We start from the raw sequence: 18,905 nt of genomic DNA, 5'->3' as shown, positions 1-18,905 counted from the left end.
CTGAAGTGCGAGTGCAGTTTTATTAGTTAATGATAATTAGACGCAACACTGCGTAAAAACCGGAAAAATCCCGCGAACCGCGAAAGTCTCTGCTATCGCGCGAAGGCGGGATCAGCTCATCCCTGAGCGGTTGGCGTATCAGGCCGGGTTGAGCGCGGTTTTGACTTTGCCGGCATCCATGCGCACCAACTGGTCGGCGACATCGAAATAACGGTCATCGTGGGAGATCACGATGATGGTCTTGCCCAGGCGTTTGAGATCGGGCAGCAGCTCGGTGTAGAAGATCCGGCGGAAGGTCGGGTCCTGATCCGCGGCCCATTCGTCGAACACCAGCACCGGGCGCTCCTCCAGCCACGCATTGACCAACGCCAGACGCTTGCGCTGGCCGGTGGACAGGTCGGTGGTGGTGAAGCTGCCGTCCTGCACGCTGACCTTGTGGGCGATTTCCAGGCGTTGCAGGTATTTGTTGGCGTCGTCGGGAATGTGCGTATCGCCTTGCACCACGTCATCGAACAGGTAGTAGTCGGCAAACACCGTGGTGAACAACTGGCGGTAATCGTCGCGGGTGAGGGCAGTCACGCATTCGCCGTTGAGACGGATTTCTCCTTGTTGTGGCGGATACAGGCCCAGCAGCAGTTTGATCAGGGTGGTCTTGCCGCAGCCGTTTTCGCCGACGATGAATACGATGTCGCCTTGTTCGATCTTCAGGTTCACCGGCCCCAGCGTGAACGGCTTGGCCTCGCCCACGGCCGGGAAGGCGTAGCGCACGTCCTTGAGTTCCAGGCTCTGCACCGGCTCGGCTTTCTTGCCCTGATCGCTGAGCAACAGATGCGGCTCGGGCGAGGAGAACTGCGCCGACAGTTCAGCGATGCGGCGGAAGGCAATCTGCGCGCGGCTGACCACCGGCAACGTGCCGACCAGGTGTTCCAGCGGACCTTTCATGTACAGCAGCACCAGGACGAAACCGCTCATCACGGTTTTGTCAGCGCTGGGCCAGAACGATTGCAGGGCCAGCGCCAGACCGATGACCACAAAGAACAGCATCGAGCCGAAACTCTTGGCAATCACGAACGTGTTGATCGATTTGATCTGGGTCTTGCAGATGAAATCGGCCGTGCCCTTGATGCCGCTGTTGAACATGCGCTGGCGGCGCGGGCGGTGTATGCGCAGTTCCTTGGCGCCTTCGGCAATCGCGTTGTAGTGCTTTTGCAGTTCGTCTTCAGCGTCACGGGCGGCGAAGAAACCTTTGATCCCGCGACCTTGGGCGAAGTACTGGATGCCAGTGCCGATCAGGATCGCCACGACCATGATCAGGAACATTGGCCACGACAGCATCGCCAGGTACCCCATGCAACCGAGGGTCACGGTCAGCGAGATGGCCAGTGGCGCGAAGGCGAAGGCGAAGTCACTGATGGTGTCGACGTCGTGGGTCAGCACCGGAATCAGGCGATGGCTGCGATAGCGTTCAATCTGTTCGATCGGTGCCGACAGCACTTTCTCGCCCAGCTGTTTGCGCAGGGTGGCGATGATGTGCTGGCCGACATAGTTGGTGCCGATGTCCGAGCAGATCGAGCTGAGCAGCGCCAGCACGCACAGGCCACCGAACAGCGCGACCACGCCTTGGGTCAGGCCGGATTCGGAGTGCAGCGCGTTATTGATGGTGGCCAGCAGGACCGTAACACTCAGGCCACCGACCATCCCCAGAATGACCGACAGTGCGACGACGAGCCGAAAAGGTTTGAGTAGGGTGAACAATTCATGAATTGCACCGCGCGTAGGCTGGGTCATGACAGGACAGTTCCTTGGGTCGTAAGGCAGATACCCTGTAGAACGTCTGATCCGGAGCTTAATTTAGACGGTCGCCGACTGGCGGCGACCGTGGGGAGAGCAGAAGCGTTACTGCGGATTACAACTCACGCACGACACGGAAACCGATCCAGTCGCCGCGGGTCTTCGGATCGATGTCGTTGCGGTTGCCCGAACGAGAGAATACCGGCGCTTCCCCCCAGTCATTGCCACGAATGCGCAGGGTGTCGCAGTTGGGTTCAAGCCACGCGCTGCCATCGGTTGGCGCACCCTTATAGTCCGGGTGATAGCAGTCTTCGACCCATTCATAGACATTGCCGTGCATGTCATACAGGCCAAAGGCGTTGGCCGGGTAGCTGCCCACCGGTGAGCTGAAGCTGTAACCGTCCGCCGGGCCGTAGGTGTTGGCGTGCTTGGCGATGCTATAGCCTTTGCCCTCGTCGAACGGGAAGGGAAAAGGGCCTTTGGATCCTGCCCGGGCACCGTATTCGCGCTGGGCTTCACTGAGCATGCTGTACTTCTGCCCGGTTTTTTTCGACAGCCAGGCGACGTAGTTCTTGATGTCCTGGAAATCCATGCACACCGCCGGCTGACGCGAGGTTTGCGGATAGCGCGGTTTGCTGGCGATGCACTCGCGACCGGGGCGCGTGTCGCCGTTGGCGATCACTGCACCGCTCTGGCGAATGTAACTGTCCCATTCACCGGCGGTGATCTGGAAGCGGCTCATGGCGAAGGGTTTGGCGAAGGTTACTTCATGCATCGGGCCTTCGTCAGGTTCGCGGCCCACTTCATCCTCAGGCGTGCCCATGGTAAAGGTGCCGGCCGGGAGTACGACCATTTCCGGGCAGTCTTTGCAGTCCTTGAATACCTTACCCGCGGCGGGCGGTGTCGCGGCCTGTGCGGCAGTCGGCAGCAGACCGGTCATGAGGGCGGCGAGGGCCAGTGCCTTGAGCGCGTTGGCGCCGTGGGCAGGGGGCAACAGATCACGTTTCATGAGTCATCTCGTTTAAAGGAAAGCGGGGTGTCAGAGCTGTTTGTCGAGTACGGCCATGAAACGCTCGATGTCGTTTTCGCTGTTCAGCAGGCCGGGGGCGATGCGGATCACCGGGCCGACGTCGCGCTCCACCGCGTCACACACCACGCGGTTTTGCATGAGCTGGGCGGCGACCTGTTCGCAGTCGCGATCCTTGATCCGGAAGAAGGTAAAACCGGCAGACAAATCGGCGCTGCGGGGTGTTACCAGTTCAATCGAGCGGTGTTCCAGCAAGCGGTTCTTGGCGTAGGTGTTGAGTTCGTGAATGCGCGTTTGCACCTCGCGTTTGCCCAGCGCCAAATGCAGCTTGAACGCTTCGTCCAGTGCCCAGCGGTGTTCGAAACTGTGATACCCGCCGGGGGTCATGATGGTCGAGAACGTGGTGGCCTCGGAAAAGGTCGGGATGGTCGGGGTGACGTCCTTGAGTTCGCTGGAACGTGCGCAAATGATCCCGGTACCGCGGGGGCCGAACATCCACTTGTGGGTGCCGGCGATAAAGAAGTCGCAATGCATGTCGGGGAAGTCGAGGTCATCGACACCGAAACCATGCACGCCGTCGACGACGTACAGGATGCGATCCTTTTCCTCGCGCTGGCGATTGTGCTGATCCACCAGTTTGCCGATCTCGCCGATCGGCAGTTTCACGCCGCTGCCCGATTGCACCCAGGTCATGCCCAATACGCGTGTTTCGCGGCGAATGCCTTTGTCGATGTTGCTCAGCACTTCGTCGACGGACACTTTGGCGCTGCTGTCGAACAACTTCAGTTTGCGCACCTTTACGCCATCTTTCTGTTGGCGATAACCCAAGGTGTAATTCGTCGAGTAATGTTCGTGTTCGGTGGTGAGGATTTCCTGATCGGCGCGTACATGAATGCCGCCATAGATCAGCGCCAGACCTTCGGTGGTGCTGCCGGTGAGAGCAATCTGCTCGGACTTGGCCTTGAGGTAGCGACCGGCCCATTCGCGCACGGCTTGCTCGCGCTTTTCGCTTTCACCCAGAGCCCAATCCATCGCACGTCCGGGGTTGCGGTCGAGGGTTGCGCGGTAACGCTCGATGGCTTCGCGCACCGGGCGCGGATGGGAGGTCACGAGGAAGTTGGCGAAATGCAGGTAATCCGGGTCCTGATCGAACAGCTGGCGCAATTGCGCCCATTTGTTTCCGGCGGGCGGTTGTGGATTGGCGGCGCCGGCCGGCAGGTTGACGGCAGCGCCCAAGGGCAGGCCGGCGGCAAGGATGCCGGCCTGTTTGAGGAAAGAACGACGGTTGGTCATGAGATCAGATCGCTTGTTCGAAGAGGTGTCAGCGGTTGACCACAGGCCTGGAGGATTTTTGTACCTGTTCCCAGACCCGCAAGAAGTTGCCGCCCCACAATTTGGCGATGTCGGCCTCGCTGTACCCACGCGAGATCAGCTCGGCGGTTACGTTGCGCGCTTCGCTGACGTCCTTCCAGCCATCCAGGCCGCCGCCATCGTTGAAGTCGGAACTGATGCCGACATGGTCGATGCCGATTTTCTTCACGGCGTAATCAATGGCGTCACCGAAGTCCTTGAGGTTGGCCTTGGGTTCTTCGTCGACGATTGAATAGAGCTGGCCGGCGTACTCGCCAAAGCGTTGTTCCGGCCACACAGTGATGATCGGGTCGCCAGGCATCAAGGCCATTTCCAGGCCCTGCAGCGGCTGCAGATCAAACTTCGCACGCAAGGCGTTGAGCTTGTCCTGGGTGGCCTGGCTCAACGGGCGCAGGTAAGTCGGGAAACCGACAATCTGCACGACGCCGCCGCTGTTCTTGATCAGTTGCATTTCCTGGTCGCTGATATTGCGCGGGATATCCACCAGCGCCCGGGGAGCCGAATGGGAGGCCACGATTGGTGCGCGGCTCAGTTGTGCGACTTGTTCCAGGGCCTTGGTCGACATCTGCGAGACGTCGATGATCACGCCCAGATCGTTGAGCCGATGCACGGCCTGTTTGCCAATGTCCGACAGACCGCCAAGCGCATCGCGGGTGTCATTGAAAAACGGCAGGGGGCGCGAAGAGTCGGCCCAGTCGTTGTTGCCCACGTAACTGAAGCCGAACATGCGCATGCCCCGTGCGGCCCACTTGTCCAGGGCGTTGAGATCGTTGCCCAGTGGATAGGCGTTGAGCATGCTGATGAAAATCGCAAACTTGCCTTCGCCATGCAGGCGGCGGAAATCGTCCGGGGTGTAGGCGATGGCGACCTGATTGGGGAAATCGCGGACCAGGGTGCTGATGATCTTGTAGCGGGTTTCCTGTTCGAAGCGGGCCTCTTCTACAAAACCGGCGGTGGGACGGTGTGGCGCGTTGGCGCCGTTCCAGATTTCCGGCCAGCCGAAGATCGTCAGGGCGGCACCGGACAGGCGCCCGCGGGCGGTTTTCACCAGATCGAACTGGCCGCTGCCATCCTTGTCGGCTTCGTTGCCGGCTGTGCCGAAATCCAGCGGCACGGTGATGTGGCTATCGAACGAAATGATCCGATCCTGCAACTCATCGGCTTGCTGCATGACTTTGACCGGGTAGCCGGGATTGTCCTTGAACCAGTGTTCCCAGACCGCAAAGCCTGCGGCAGCGCTGATCGCCAGGGCCAGCGGCAGGCCAATGTAAAGAGCCTTTTTCGAACGTGGTGTTGTCATTGCCATCTCAGTCAGGTTCGCCGTCGAGTTGCGGGCGCAGGGGCCTTCGCTATTTGGGTGGAACGACTGGGCAGCCGGGTAATTTAGGCCTGGCTGAAAAGAACGCAGCCCGATTCAGGCACTGCCGAAGGCTGCGAACTTTTCGGGGCGCCATAAATTTACCTCTGCAACAAACGTTCTAGCTTGGATAAAGCCTGCTTCATGGCTGACACAGGTAGGGCAATGAAGATTTCTCGACGATGGTTCATGGCGGGCCTGGCACTGACCGGCGCCGCTGTGCCAGCAGCGTATTTTGGGCATCGTGAATGGACGAAGCCGGATCCGACGATCACCCCGGGTGAGGCGTCGTTCGACATCGCGGATGTTGCCGGGCAACGCCTGGCGGATGCGCTGCGCGGTATCTGGCAGATTCGTTTCGAGGGCCATGACGCCGGTATCGCGGGTTTGCCCAGGGACGGTCTGGAAGTGTTTCTCGATGTGGCCCACAAAGGGCGCGGCGTTATCGGCTTTCTCGACACGGCCGAGCGTTTGCGCTCGCCTCAGGCGCCGCGCTACCGCATTCTCGCGGACCTCGCCGATGTCAAAGCCTCGCAGTTGAGCTGGCGTCTGGTCAGCGCATCGGCGGCCGACGGTGCACCGGACTACGAATTCAACATGGCGCTGGATGAAGTCTGGGGCGGGTTCGGCAACGCCGGCAGCGGCAGCCTCAGCGGGCGCGTCCTCAGACTGGATCGGCCGTTAATGCTGCCGGCGCAGGACAATCGTTTTATTGCCGTAAAACGCATGTTCCCCGAGGCACGCGAGCGGGCCGGGTTGAACCCGACGTTGCTGGCCTGGCTGATCTCCCCCGAGCACCGCCTGTTCCACCAACTCTGGCACGCCAGCCGCGACAAGTGGCACACCTTGAGCGAGGAAAAACGCGGCGCCCTGCGCGGTATCGGCTGGCAGCCTGGCCCGCGTGGCAAGGAGCGCGACGCCCGTGGCCCGCGCAAGGATCGCAATGGCTCGGGTATCGATTTCTTCTTCATGCACCGGCACATGCTGGGCACGGCGCGATCAATGCAGGATCTGCCGTCGTGGCAGCATTTTCCCCTGCCGCAGCCGGAATTGATCCGCGATCGCCAGGGTTTTGCCGATTATTTCGACAATCACGACGGCACTTCGCTGCCGCCGACCTGGCTGGCCGAGGACGATGACGAATACTCGCAATGGGTCAGCGACATCAAGACGGCCGAGACTTATCACAGTAATTTCCTGGTGTGGGAATCGCGCTACCGTGACCCGCGCTACCTGGCCAAACTGACCTTGGGGCAGTTCGGCTCGGAGGTTGAGCTGGGGCTGCACGACTGGCTGCACATGCGCTGGGCGTCTGTGCCGCGCGATCCCTCCAACGGTCACCCGGTGCCGTTTGCGCGTGATCCGGCCGATTTTTCCGCGCGTTGGTACGCCGCTGAAAACGATTTCCTGGGCGATCCGTTCTCCTCTCATGTGAGCCCGGTGTTCTGGGCGTTCCATGGCTGGATCGATGATCGTCTGGAAGACTGGTTCCGCGCGCACGAGCGCTTTCATCCGGGCGAAGTCAGTCGCTTGCAGGTCAATGGCGTGCCGTGGTTTGCACCGGGACGCTGGGTGGAAGTCGCCGACCCATGGCTTGGGCCGAGCACCCACGGCTGCAGCACGGTACCGGGCCTGCAGCCAGGCAAGTCAGTGGAGATGGATCCGGAAACCATGAAGCTGGCCCTGCGCATCACCTTCAGCGATGACGAGAAAGTGTTGTCGTCGTTGTTGCGCAAGGTGCCGCAGCGTCCGTGGTATGCGCGTCATCTGAAGCCCAGACAGACTCCGGTCTGAGACGGTATTCACTGCCATCGCCAGCAGGCTTGCCCCCCCCACCCATTCAGCTGCACCGATGAATGTGGTGGGGCCCGGCCTGCTGGCGATTGCACTTGCAGGTCAGCGCGATGCCAGTACCTGCCAGCCGCCGCCTAATGCCTTGTACAAGGCAATGCTTGCCTGCATTCGTGACAATCTCAACTGCACATTCAAATCCTGCGCGGCATAGAGCGTGCGTTGGGTTTCCAGCACCGTCAGCAAATCCTCTGCGCCGGCCTGGTAGCGACTCTGGGCGATGTCGAACGCCGTTTGCGCTTGCCGCAGCTCCTCGCTTTGCCATTGCCGTTGCTCGTCGAGGCCGCGAATGCTGTTCAAGGCTTTTTCGACATCGGCGAAGCCATTGATGATCGCGCCGCGATAGTTCTGCAGCAGTTCTTCCTGGCGCGCAGTGGCTTTGTCGCGCTCTGCGCCGAGACGACCGTTATTGAAGATCGGCCCGATCAATCCGGCGGTCAGGTTGTAGAAGGGGTTGCGCAGAACGTCGCGGAACTGGTCGGCCCCGGAGCCGATATCGGCACTGAGGCTGACAGTCGGCAGCATGGCAGCGCGGGCAACCTTTACGTCGGCCTCGGCGGCGGCCAGTTGCGCTTCGGCGCGCGCGATGTCCGGGCGGCGATTGAGCAGATCGCTTGGCACGCCAGTGGCGATTTCCGGCCAATGCAGTTGATCGAACGATTCCCGGTTCAGCACGAGAGCCTGAACCGGGCGACCCAGCAGGGCTGCGAGGCTGATCGAAGCGTCCCGGGCCTGTTGTTGCACCAGCGGCAATTGCCGTTGCTGGGCCGCTACCAGGCTTTTCTGCTGAGCCAGTTCCAGGGCGGTGGCTGAGCCTGAGTCAAAACGTGTTTGCACCAGTTTCAAAACGCTTTGCGCGTTGGCCAGATTGAGCTCGGCAATGCGGCTCTGCTCGCGCAGCGACAAGGTTTGCGCATAGGTGTCGGCGACACTGCCGAACAAGGTCAGCTCCACCGTGGCACGATCGAACTCGCTGGCCTGCAAGGCGAATTGCGCACTGTCGCGAGAGGCTTGTTTGCCACCCCAAAAGTCGATTTCGTAACTGGCATTCAGATTGGCGTCGAAGTAATCCACGGCCTTGTTACTGCTGTCGGCGTCCAATTGGCTGTAGCCCTTGCCGCGTAACAGTTTCTGCCGATTGGCATTGAGCGTGGCCTGCACTTCAGGCAATTGTGAGCCGCCGGCGATCACGGTGCCGGCCTGGGCCTGGCGTACCCGTGCCATGGCGGCGGCGAGGTCGAAACTGCCAGTGCGAGCCTGTTCGATCAGGCGATCGAGCTCCTGGCTGCCGAACTGCGTCCACCATTGCGGGTTGTTGCGGGCAGTGCTGGCAGCCTGCGCTGACTGCCACGCGGCGGGAGGCTGCAAGCCGCTGTCCGGACGCTGAAGGGGATTGGCGCAGGCGCTGAGAATCAGGCACACGGTCAACAAACTGAAGCGCGGTTTCATAGATCGATCATTCACTGGTAAGGGCCGTGACCGGGTCGAGCCGGGCAGCTTTGCGGGCCGGCATGAAGCCGAAGACAACACCGGTGATCAGGGCGCAGCCAAAAGCGCCGAGCACTGCCAGCAGCGAGAAGGCGACGGCGATGTCACTGAGGATCAGCACGCCACCGACGATCAACGCCAGGGCAATACCGGCGATCCCGCCGACCACCGAGAGCATCACCGCTTCGGTGAGGAACTGACGCAGGATGTCGCGCTGGCGAGCGCCGGTGGCCATGCGAATACCGATCTCGCGGGTACGTTCGCGCACGGTCATGAGCATGATGTTCATCACGCCGATCCCGCCGACCAGCAGCGAAATCGCCGCAATCGATCCGAGCATCAGCGACAGGGTATTTTGCGTACGCGCTTCGGCCTGGATCATGGCGGCGTTGTTGGTCAGTTCGAAATCCTTTTTGCCGTTATGCAGGCGCAGCATCATGCGCTCGATTGCCTGTTCGGTTTCCTTGACCTTGCGTGCATCGGCGGCAGCGATGGCGACGTACTCCGGGTTATACGTGCCAAACAGGCGCGTGCTGGCGGCGGAGTAGGGAATGGCGATGCGGTCGTCACTGTCGGAATCGCCGGAACTGGAGCCTTTTTCGGCGAGAACCCCGACCACTTGAAAGGGCACGTTTTCAATCAGGATGTACTGCCCGATGGGATTGGCGACGTCCTTGAGCAACTTGCTTCGGACTTTGTGGCCGATGACGGCAACCGCAGCGCCACTGGCTTCGTCGGCGGCGGTGAAGTAAGCCCCTTCAACCACCGGCCAATTGAAAATCTTCGGGAAATTGGTGTCGTTGCCGCCCACGTAACTGTTGTGATCGAGATTGCCGTAACGCACCACGGCTTCGGCGCCGTTGACGGGCATGATCTGCTTGATCAGCGGCAGTGTGGCGAGCACTGCGAGGTCGTCGAGGGTGATGATGCCCTGCGGTGCACGTGGGTGCGGAGGGACGCCACCCAGGTAAATGATGTTCGAACCGAAAGCGCCCATCTGCGCCATGACCTGACGCTTGCTGCCTTCGCCCACTGCGAGCATGACCACCACCGAAGCTACGCCGATGATGATCCCGAGCAGGGTCAGTGCGGTGCGGAAACGGTTGATCCACATCACCCGCCAGGCGGCGTGCAGGGCGTCCACCAGTTCGCCTTTCCAGGCGCCGGACGCTTGCGCGCCTTCGCTCAGGCGCTTGCGCAGGTCGACGGCTTGCAGGGCGCCGGGGTTGGCCGCGGCCTGGACTTCGGGGTTGTCCCGGGCGCTGTCGCTGATGATCAGGCCGTCGCGGATCTCGATGATGCGCTTGGCCCGCGCTGCGACTTCGCGGTCGTGGGTGATCAGGATGACCACGTGGCCCTGGCTCGCCAGCTCGTCGAGCAACGCCATGACTTCCTTGCCGCTGTGGCTGTCGAGGGCGCCGGTGGGTTCGTCGGCCAGGATGATGTGGCCGCCGTTCATCAGTGCCCGGGCGATCGACACCCGCTGCTGCTGGCCGCCCGACAACTGATGTGGACGGTTGCCGGTGCGCGAGGCCAGGCCGAGGCGATCGAGCAGGGCGGCCGCGCGGGCGTGGCGTTCGGCGGCGGGGGTGCCGGCGTAGATTGCCGGCATCTCGACGTTCTCCTGGGCCGAGCCGGACGGAATCAGGTGATACCCCTGAAACACGAAACCGAAGGCTTCACGCCGTAGCCAGGCCAGTTCGTCGGTGTCGAGGCCGGCGACGTTTTCCCCGGCAAAACGGTATTCGCCAGAGGTGGGTCGGTCGAGGCAGCCGAGAATGTTCATCAGCGTCGATTTGCCGGAGCCGGAAGCGCCGACAATCGCCACGAACTCACCGGCGTGGATCGACAGGTCGATCCCGCGCAGCACATGCACTTCGGGGGCGTCGCCACCGCCGTAGGATTTGCGGATGTCCTGCAGGTCGATCAGGGGCGTCTGCATTCAGCCTCCGCTGCCGTCGGCCGGGCCGATCAACAGGTGATCGCCCTCGTTCAAACCTTCCAGCACCTGGACTTTCAAGCGATCGCTGATGCCGGTGTGTACTTCGCGGGACTGGATGTCGCCATTGGCGGCGATCACCTGCGCGGTCTGCCGGTTTGCCGTGGCAGTGCCTTGCAGGGCGGCAACCGGTGCGGTGAGAACGTCTTTTGCCTGACTGGCGACGAAGAATACCTGGGTGGTCATTTCCGCCATCAGTGCGTTGTCGGCGTTGTCGACATCCAGCAGCACGGTGTAGAGCACCACGCGGGCGCTGCCGCTTTTGCTGGAACTGACAGGACTGCCGCCGCCCTGGCTGGTCTGGTCCAGCGGCTTGGGCGGCACCGGCAGGATTTGCCGCACGGTGCTGCTCCAGCGCCGCTGGCCGCCGCTGAGGGTGGTGAAGTAGGCGGTCATGCCCGGTTTGACGTGGCCGATGTCGGCTTCGGAAACCTCCGCCCACACGGTCATTGGCGACAGCTTGGCGATGCGCAGGATCAGCGGTGTCTGTTGTTGTGCGTTGAGGGTCTGGCCTTCGCGGGCATCGAGGGCCACCACGGTGCCGGCCATCGGCGCATAAATGCGGGTGTAGCCGAGTTCCGCCTGATCGCTGCGCAGGCTGGCTTCGGCCTGACGGATCTGGGCCTGGAACATGTCGATGCGTGCCTGGGTGGCTTTCAGTTCGGCGCGGGCGGTCTGCACGTCTTCTTCGCGGGTGGCGCCGCCAGCGGCGAGATGCTGCTGGCGCTGGTATTTCTGCTGCGCGAGTTCGTGCTGGGCTTTCTGTTCCTGTAATTGGGCCTTGAGGTTTTCGATGGAAAAACGCCCGGCGTCGAGTTTGGCTTTCTGGGTCGACGGATCGATTTCCACCAGCAGCTGACCTTCCTTGACCACGTCGCCGACCTCTACATGGATCTTGCGGATCTGCCCCGACGCCTGGGCGCCGACGTCCACATAACGCCGTGGTTGCAGGGTGCCCAGTGCGGTGACGCTGCTTTCGATATCGCCGCGGGTCACTTGTACGGTGGCGAACCTGTCCCGCCCGGGAGGCAGGATCTGCCAAGCGGCGTAGGCGATAACGGGGATCAAGCAAAGGACTACGAGCAGGGCGCGTCGGGCGGGGCGGGGACGTTTCATGCAGGGTTCCGGCCAGTGGAAATCGGCCCGTCGTTCAGAGGAGTGCGCGGGGTCAGGCACCGTTGAACGCTGCCGCAGGGCGCGACAGACACGGGGAGCTGTCCTGTAAACGAAGAAAGCGGAACGGAATTTAAGTGGCGACACAGGTTGTTACAGCAATCTGAAGGTATAGCCGGCCACTATTTGTCGGGCAACGACAAACACTACTTTAAATCTATATGAGAATTACTATAAATTACGCACCTCAAGTTGCCACTATCTTGCTACTGCCTCGGGCGGCTCGGCAGAACAGTGTGCTCAAGGACAAAACCCGCACTCGAGCGGCCGGGAGTCATGTTGGAAAACTACTATCGTGAGCTGGTGTGTTTCCTGAACGCCAGGCTCGGCAACCGACAGGTGGCCGAAGATGTGGTGCATGACGCTTATGTACGGGTCCTGGAGCGTTCCAGCGATACGCCGATCGAACAGCCCCGGGCCTTCCTTTATCGCACCGCGCTGAACCTGGTGATCGACGACCATCGGCGCAATGCCCTGCGTCAGGTCGAATCGCTGGAAGTGCTCGACAGCGAAGAGCGCTATTTCACCCCGTCCCCCCACAGCACCCTCGATCATGGCCAGCGTCTGGACATGTTGCAGCGTGCGCTGGCCGAGCTTTCGCCGCTGTGCCGCGAGAGTTTTCTATTGCGCAAGATCGAAGGCCTGTCGCACCCCGAGATCGCCGAGCATCTTGGTATTTCCAAGGCCCTGGTGGAAAAGCACATCGTCAACGCCATGAAACATTGCCGCCTGCGAATCAAACAATGGGATGCCCATTGAGCCGTCGCCGTTAAATTTTATTTCACTGTCCTCGTTCCTACTCAACAGACGATCTGCTGTCCTGCTCCGGGCCGGCCGGTCACCCAAGCTCTTCCTCCGCGCTGTTCGGGGGTTCATCCAGAGGACACTGGAAATGACACAGGCAATTGCATCGCCCATCGTTCACGACCTGATCGGCGTCGGTTTCGGCCCTTCGAACCTGGCGCTGGCCATCGCTCTGCAAGAGCGTGGCGCGACCCAGGGCGAGCTGGATGTGCTGTTCCTCGATAAACAACCCAACTACAGCTGGCACGGCAACACCCTGTCGACCCAGAGCGAGTTGCAGATTTCCTTTCTCAAGGATCTGGTCACCTTGCGCAATCCGACCAGCCCGTACTCGTTCGTCAACTACCTCAAGCACCACGGCCGTCTGGTGGACTTCATCAACCTCGGCACCTTCTATCCGTGCCGCATGGAGTACAACGACTATCTGCGCTGGGTGGCCGCGCAGTTCACTGAGCAGAGCCGCTACGGCGAAGAAGTGCTGACCATCGAGCCGGTGCTGCACAACCATCAGGTCGAAGCGCTGCGGGTTATTTCCCGTGGTACGGACGGCCAGCAGTTGGTGCGCACCGCGCGTTCGGTGGTGGTCAGCGCCGGCGGCACGCCGCGCATTCCCGAGGCGTTCAAGGCGCTGAAGGGTGACGCTCGGGTTTTCCATCACTCGCAATACCTGGCCGAGATGGCCAAGCAGCCGTGCATCAACAATCAGCCGATGAGCATCGCAATCATCGGTGGCGGCCAGAGTGCGGCGGAAGCCTTCATCGACCTGAACGATTCGTTCCCGTCGGTGCAGGTGGACATGATCCTGCGTGGCTCGGCCCTGAAGCCGGCGGACGACAGCCCGTTCGTCAACGAAGTGTTCTCGCCGGAGTTCACTGACCTGATCTTCCAGCAGAACAGCAGCGAGCGTGAGCGTCTGGTCAACGAGTACCACAACACCAACTACTCGGTGGTCGACATCGACCTGATCGAGCGTATCTACGGCATCTTCTATCGCCAGAAAGTCTCGGGCGTGGCACGCCACGCGTTCCGCACTCTGACCACGGTCGAGAAAGCCACCGCCACCGAACGCGGTATCGAACTGACCGTGCGCAACAACGCCACCGGCGAAGTCACCGTGCGTGCCTACGACGCGGTTGTGCTGGCCACCGGTTACGAGCGTCAGATGCATCGCAAACTGCTGGCGCCGCTTCAAGAGTACCTGGGTGACTTCGAAGTTGATCGCAACTACAAACTGATCACCGACGAGCGCTGCAAGGCCGGTCTGTACATGCAGGGCTTCTGCCAGGCCAGCCACGGTCTGAGCGATACGCTGCTGTCGATCCTGCCGATCCGCGCGGACGAAATTGCCGGCTCGCTGTATGAGCATGGCAAGAGTCGTGGGCACAGCCGTTCGGTGATGGATCTGTTGTTGGCGACTGCCAGCTAAACCTGCGGCGTTTGCCAAATCGTCTTCGCGGGCAAGCCCGCTCCCACAGTGGATCTCTGCTGACCACAAAATCTGTGTTCAATGAAGATCCCCTGTGGGAGCGGGCTTGCTCGCGAAGAGGCCTTCAAGTAAACCGCAAAAACTCAATCCTGAACCCTTCCTGAACACCCGCCACATTCCCCGACACACTTCCTTTTGCGGGTTTACTCTCCAGACATCGGGGCGTAAGCTTCGCGCGTTTTCATCAATAGCGGAGACCCACAGTGGGTACTTGTTCGAGTGACAGTTGTCGGCCGGTCCTTGTAACCGGCGGATTCTCGGCAAGATAACGCGCATTCCTTTGTGCCGTTGTCTCGCCGAACAGCGAGCAGCGGCATCCCGATCATGACCGGTCCCGGTCATGTCCCGACGTCCTTCTCATCGACACTGAAAAGCCTGTGAAGTCGACTTCATCGTCGTCATTGCAGCCCTATCGACACGCCTGTCTTTTCTGACCGGCGCGCCACGCCTTGCCGTGCCGGTTTTCCGGTGCCCAGGACGAGGACGTACCTGCTCGACGGTTTCCCGGCTGACCATAGGGGCAACAGCCATGAAACTTACGCTCAAGGAATTTTTCGCAGGCTTCCTGCGGACCCGCCACATCGCCCGGCACTTCCGTCGCCTGGCCTTGCTGGAAAACCTCAGCGACACCACGGTCAGCCGTGAAGTGCCGCCCACCCTGGCCAATACACTGGTGGACGCCGCCCATTGCGACAGCGGCGTGCTGTTGTCGAACCTCGGCACCCACACCGATGGCCTCACTGATTTCGAAGTCGATGTACTGCGTGCGCAGCACGGCCTCAACGAAGTCGAACACGAGCAACCGCTGCCGTGGTGGACCCACCTGTGGCATTGCTACAAAAACCCTTTCAACCTGCTGCTGACCCTGTTGGCGGTGATCTCGTGGCTGACCGAAGACCTCAAGGCCGCCATCGTGATTTTCTCGATGGTGGTGCTCTCGACGCTGCTGCGCTTCTGGCAGGAAAGCAAATCCAACCAGGCCGCCGACGCGCTCAAGGCGATGGTCAGCAACACCGCCACCGTGCTGCGCCGGGATGCGCCGCGTGCTGAGTTGCCGATCAAGCAACTGGTGCCCGGCGATCTGATCGTGCTCTCGGCCGGCGACATGATTCCTGCCGATTGCCGGGTGCTCAGCGCCAAGGACCTGTTCGTCAGCCAGGCGGCAATGACCGGTGAATCGATGCCGGTGGAAAAATTCCCGCGTCAGGCCGATCGCGACACGCGCAATCCGCTGGAACTCGACAACATTCTGTTCATGGGCACCAACGTGGTGTCCGGCACGGCGGTGGCGGTGATTCTCACCACCGGCAACAGCACCTATTTCGGTGCACTGGCACAGCGGGTCGGGGCGACCGATCGCGCGGTGACTTCGTTCCAGCAAGGGGTGAACAAAGTCAGCTGGCTGCTGATCCGCTTCATGTTCGTCATGGCGCCGCTGGTGTTGTTCATCAACGGTTTCACCAAGGGCGACTGGACCGAAGCGCTGCTGTTCGCGCTGTCGATCGCCGTGGGCCTGACCCCGGAAATGCTGCCGATGATCGTCACCTCGACGCTGGCCAAGGGCGCGGTGTTTCTGTCGCGCAAGAAAGTCATCGTCAAACGCCTGGATGCGATCCAGAACTTCGGCGCGATGGACGTGCTGTGCACCGACAAGACCGGCACCCTGACCCAGGACAGGATCTTCCTGGCGCGCAATGTCGACGTCTGGGGCGAAGACTCCGATGACGTGCTGGAAATGGCGTACCTCAACAGCTACTACCAGACCGGCCTGAAAAACCTGCTGGATGTGGCGGTGCTGGAGCACGTGGAAATCCACCGTGAGCTGAAGGTCGGTACGGCCTTTCGCAAGGTCGATGAAATCCCGTTCGACTTCAACCGCCGGCGCATGTCGGTGGTGGTCGAAGGGCGCGGCCAGCCGCATCAACTGATCTGCAAGGGCGCGGTGGAAGAAGTATTGGCAGTGTGCAGCCGGGTGCGTCACGGTGAAGTCGACGAAGCCTTGAGCGATGAATTGCTGGCGAAAATTCGTCAGGTCACCGCAGCATTCAACGCTGAAGGCTTGCGTGTGGTCGCGGTGGCAGCACGATCGATGCCTGAAGGTCGCGACACTTACAGCCTTGGCGACGAGCAAGAACTGACGCTGATCGGTTACGTGGCGTTCCTCGATCCGCCGAAGGAAAGCACCGCCCCGGCACTCAAGGCCCTGGCCGAACACGGCGTGGCCGTGAAAGTGCTGACCGGCGACAACGAACTGGTGACCGCCAAGATCTGCCGCGAAGTGGGCCTGGCCCAGCAGGGCCTGTTGATGGGCAACGACATCGAACGCATGAGCGACGCCGAACTGGCCGTGGCGGTAGAAACCACCAACGTGTTCGCCAAACTGACGCCGTCGCACAAGGAACGCATTGTGCGCATCCTCAAGGGCAACGGCCACGTGGTCGGGTTCATGGGCGACGGCATCAACGACGCACCGGCGCTGCGCACCGCCGACATCGGGATTTCCGTGGACAGCGCGGTGGACATCGCCAAGGAAGCGGCCGACATCATCCTGCTGGAAAAGAGCCTGATGGTGCTGGAGGAGGGCGTGCTGGAAGGGCGTCGGACCTTCGCCAACATGCTCAAGTACATCAAGATGACCGCCAGTTCGAACTTCGGCAACGTGTTCTCGGTGCTGGTCGCCAGTGCGTTCATTCCGTTCCTGCCGATGCTGCCGATGCACCTGCTGGTGCAGAACCTGCTGTATGACATTTCGCAGATCGCGATCCCGTTCGACAACGTCGACGATGAGATGCTGAAGCAGCCACAACGCTGGCAGCCAGGGGACGTCGGGCGCTTCATGCTGTTCTTCGGCCCGATCAGCTCGATCTTCGACATCACAACGTTCGCCTTGATGTGGTACGTGTTCGATGCCAACACCCCGGATCACCAGACCCTGTTCCAGTCCGGCTGGTTCGTGGTGGGGCTGCTGACCCAGACGCTGATCGTGCACATGATCCGCACGCCGAAGATTCCGTTCCTGCAAAGCCGCGCGGCGATGCCGCTGCTGGTGATGACCGCAATCATCATGGCCGTGGGCATCTTCCTGCCGATGGGGCCGCTGGCGCACTACTTCAAATTGCAGGCGCTGCCGTCGATGTACTTCGTGTTTCTGCCAATGATCCTGCTGGCGTACATGGCGCTGACCCAGGCCGTCAAAGGCTTCTACATCCGCCGGTTCGGCTGGCAGTAACAGGCAAGATTCCCCCCTTGTGGGAGCAAGGGGGGCGGTTTCAAGGAGTTCGACATGCAAGCGATCAACAATCTCAACCTCACCTCGTTGCTCGATACCCTGGTCAGCCTCAGCGCGGCGTTCATTCTCGGCGGCCTGATCGGCTTCGAACGCCAGTACCGGCAGCGCACGGCGGGCTTGCGCACCAACGTGCTGGTGGCGGTCGGCGCGGCAATTTTCGTCGACATGGCTAACCGTCTCGCCGGGGCCGAAGGCGCGGTGCGAGTGATTGCCTACGTGGTTTCCGGCATCGGTTTTCTCGGTGCCGGGGTGATCATGCGCGAAGAGGGCAACGTGCGTGGGCTCAACACCGCCGCCACGCTCTGGACCTCGGCGGCGGTTGGTGCCTGCGCCGGTGCCGACCTGCTGGCCGAAGCGGTGCTGGGCACCTTGTTTGTGCTGGCCGCCAATACCTTGTTGCGGCCGATCGTCAACAACATCAACCGTCAGCCGCTGGACGTGGTCTCGGCGGAAGTCACCAACATTGTTTATGTCATCGCTCGGCGTTCGCAGCAGAAAGCCGTTTTCGCCTTGCTCGAGGCCGAGCTGGAACGCAGTAATTACCCGGCCAGCGATGTCGATGTACATGCCTTCGGTGCCGATGAAATCGAGATCGAAGCGACGCTGGCCACCACCTCGGTGGACGGTGATGAACTGGATGCGCTGGTGGCGCGAATCTCGACGTCGACGCTGGTGGTGCAGGCGTTCTGGAGTCCGAGCACCACGGAGTAACTTTTTCAATCCCGATGAGTGACCGTGTTTTTCGGAAAAGTCCTACAGAGTGTATCCCGATGCTTGGGTAGTCTTGCCGCCACTTGAAGCGACTACCCGGACTTCCACATTGACCGACAAAACCCTGCGCATCCTGATCGCCGACTTGCAGCATTTTCATCGGATGAAGATCGAGCGCCTGTTCAATGGCCTTGATTATTACCGCATTGCACCGGTGCAAAGTCTTGCCGAACTGTTGACCCTGGTCGATTACGGCTGTCAGCCGTTCGATGTTCTGGTGGTTAATGCCGAACTGGCGAGCGGGATCGCGGATCTGCCCGGTGTTCTGTTCGATCACCCACAAGTCCGACGGGCCCTGGTCTATGGTGAGCCGGCGGATTCCACAGGTGTTCCCGGGCATTTTGGGGCAAAGGTCATCACCAGCCCTGCAGCGCTGCCTTCATTCGACGAAATCGAACAGCTGATGACCTCGGTCGAGGCATCGCTTGGGCGGTCATCGCGTGCGCTATCACAGATCGGTCTGGCGCGCACCTGTCAGATCTGACAGGTGCTTCATCG

At 61.1% G+C, this 18,905-nt stretch carries 13 protein-coding genes; 6 read left to right on the top strand and 7 right to left on the bottom strand.

The window, feature by feature from the left end; genetic code table 11:
- Positions 1 to 138: 138 nt before the first annotated feature.
- From L6D74_RS12895 to pvdM, 4 genes are all read right to left on the bottom strand, one after another.
- Positions 139 to 1,788, bottom strand: coding sequence for a cyclic peptide export ABC transporter (locus L6D74_RS12895; protein ID WP_064594771.1), 1,650 nt, complete (start codon positions 1,786 to 1,788; stop codon positions 139 to 141).
- A gap of 118 nt (positions 1,789 to 1,906) precedes the next feature.
- On the bottom strand, positions 1,907 to 2,800 hold the full coding sequence (pvdO, locus tag L6D74_RS12890; RefSeq protein ID WP_236189408.1) for a dihydropyoverdine dehydrogenase: 894 nt from the start codon (positions 2,798 to 2,800) through the stop codon (positions 1,907 to 1,909).
- A gap of 30 nt (positions 2,801 to 2,830) precedes the next feature.
- Positions 2,831 to 4,111 (bottom strand): pyoverdine-tailoring periplasmic protein PvdN, encoded by a 1,281-nt coding sequence (gene pvdN, locus L6D74_RS12885; RefSeq protein ID WP_236189407.1) that lies wholly within the window; start codon positions 4,109 to 4,111, stop codon positions 2,831 to 2,833.
- A gap of 28 nt (positions 4,112 to 4,139) precedes the next feature.
- Entirely contained in the window at positions 4,140 to 5,489 is a 1,350-nt protein-coding gene (gene pvdM / locus L6D74_RS12880) for a pyoverdine-tailoring dipeptidase-like protein PvdM (RefSeq protein WP_064594775.1), read from the bottom strand.
- A 222-nt stretch (positions 5,490 to 5,711) separates the two neighbouring features.
- On the opposite strand from pvdM, the gene pvdP reads away from it, so the two are divergent.
- Positions 5,712 to 7,340: a pyoverdine maturation tyrosinase PvdP gene (pvdP, locus tag L6D74_RS12875; RefSeq protein ID WP_236189406.1), complete on the top strand. Its 1,629-nt coding sequence runs from the start codon at positions 5,712 to 5,714 to the stop codon at positions 7,338 to 7,340.
- A 102-nt stretch (positions 7,341 to 7,442) separates the two neighbouring features.
- On the opposite strand, the gene L6D74_RS12870 is transcribed toward pvdP, so the two are convergent.
- The 3 genes from L6D74_RS12870 to L6D74_RS12860 are packed head-to-tail and all read right to left on the bottom strand — an operon-like array spanning position 7,443 to position 12,000.
- Positions 7,443 to 8,846 (bottom strand): efflux transporter outer membrane subunit, encoded by a 1,404-nt coding sequence (locus tag L6D74_RS12870; RefSeq protein WP_064594777.1) that lies wholly within the window; start codon positions 8,844 to 8,846, stop codon positions 7,443 to 7,445.
- A gap of 7 nt (positions 8,847 to 8,853) precedes the next feature.
- A complete protein-coding gene (locus tag L6D74_RS12865; protein WP_236189405.1) occupies positions 8,854 to 10,827 on the bottom strand; it encodes a MacB family efflux pump subunit in 1,974 nt (657 codons plus the stop codon).
- Positions 10,828 to 12,000, bottom strand: a complete 1,173-nt coding sequence (locus tag L6D74_RS12860; protein WP_085649011.1) for an efflux RND transporter periplasmic adaptor subunit — start codon at positions 11,998 to 12,000, stop codon at positions 10,828 to 10,830.
- A gap of 333 nt (positions 12,001 to 12,333) precedes the next feature.
- On the opposite strand from L6D74_RS12860, the gene L6D74_RS12855 reads away from it, so the two are divergent.
- The 5 genes from L6D74_RS12855 to L6D74_RS12835 all read left to right on the top strand — a co-directional run bounded on the left by L6D74_RS12855 (position 12,334) and on the right by L6D74_RS12835 (position 18,891).
- Positions 12,334 to 12,816, top strand: coding sequence for a sigma-70 family RNA polymerase sigma factor (locus tag L6D74_RS12855; RefSeq protein WP_085612855.1), 483 nt, complete (start codon positions 12,334 to 12,336; stop codon positions 12,814 to 12,816).
- A 133-nt stretch (positions 12,817 to 12,949) separates the two neighbouring features.
- On the top strand, positions 12,950 to 14,287 hold the full coding sequence (locus L6D74_RS12850; protein ID WP_236189404.1) for a lysine N(6)-hydroxylase/L-ornithine N(5)-oxygenase family protein: 1,338 nt from the start codon (positions 12,950 to 12,952) through the stop codon (positions 14,285 to 14,287).
- A 589-nt stretch (positions 14,288 to 14,876) separates the two neighbouring features.
- Positions 14,877 to 17,576, top strand: coding sequence for a magnesium-translocating P-type ATPase (gene mgtA, locus L6D74_RS12845; RefSeq protein ID WP_236189403.1), 2,700 nt, complete (start codon positions 14,877 to 14,879; stop codon positions 17,574 to 17,576).
- A 54-nt stretch (positions 17,577 to 17,630) separates the two neighbouring features.
- Positions 17,631 to 18,347, top strand: coding sequence for an MgtC/SapB family protein (locus L6D74_RS12840; RefSeq protein ID WP_236189402.1), 717 nt, complete (start codon positions 17,631 to 17,633; stop codon positions 18,345 to 18,347).
- A gap of 109 nt (positions 18,348 to 18,456) precedes the next feature.
- Positions 18,457 to 18,891, top strand: coding sequence for a chemotaxis protein CheY (locus L6D74_RS12835; RefSeq protein WP_085649008.1), 435 nt, complete (start codon positions 18,457 to 18,459; stop codon positions 18,889 to 18,891).
- The last annotated feature ends 14 nt before the right edge of the window (positions 18,892 to 18,905 follow it).

The organism is Pseudomonas pharyngis (assembly GCF_021602345.1).
Lineage (GTDB): Bacteria > Pseudomonadota > Gammaproteobacteria > Pseudomonadales > Pseudomonadaceae > Aquipseudomonas > Aquipseudomonas pharyngis.
This window is presented reverse-complemented; position numbering and strand designations above follow the sequence as displayed.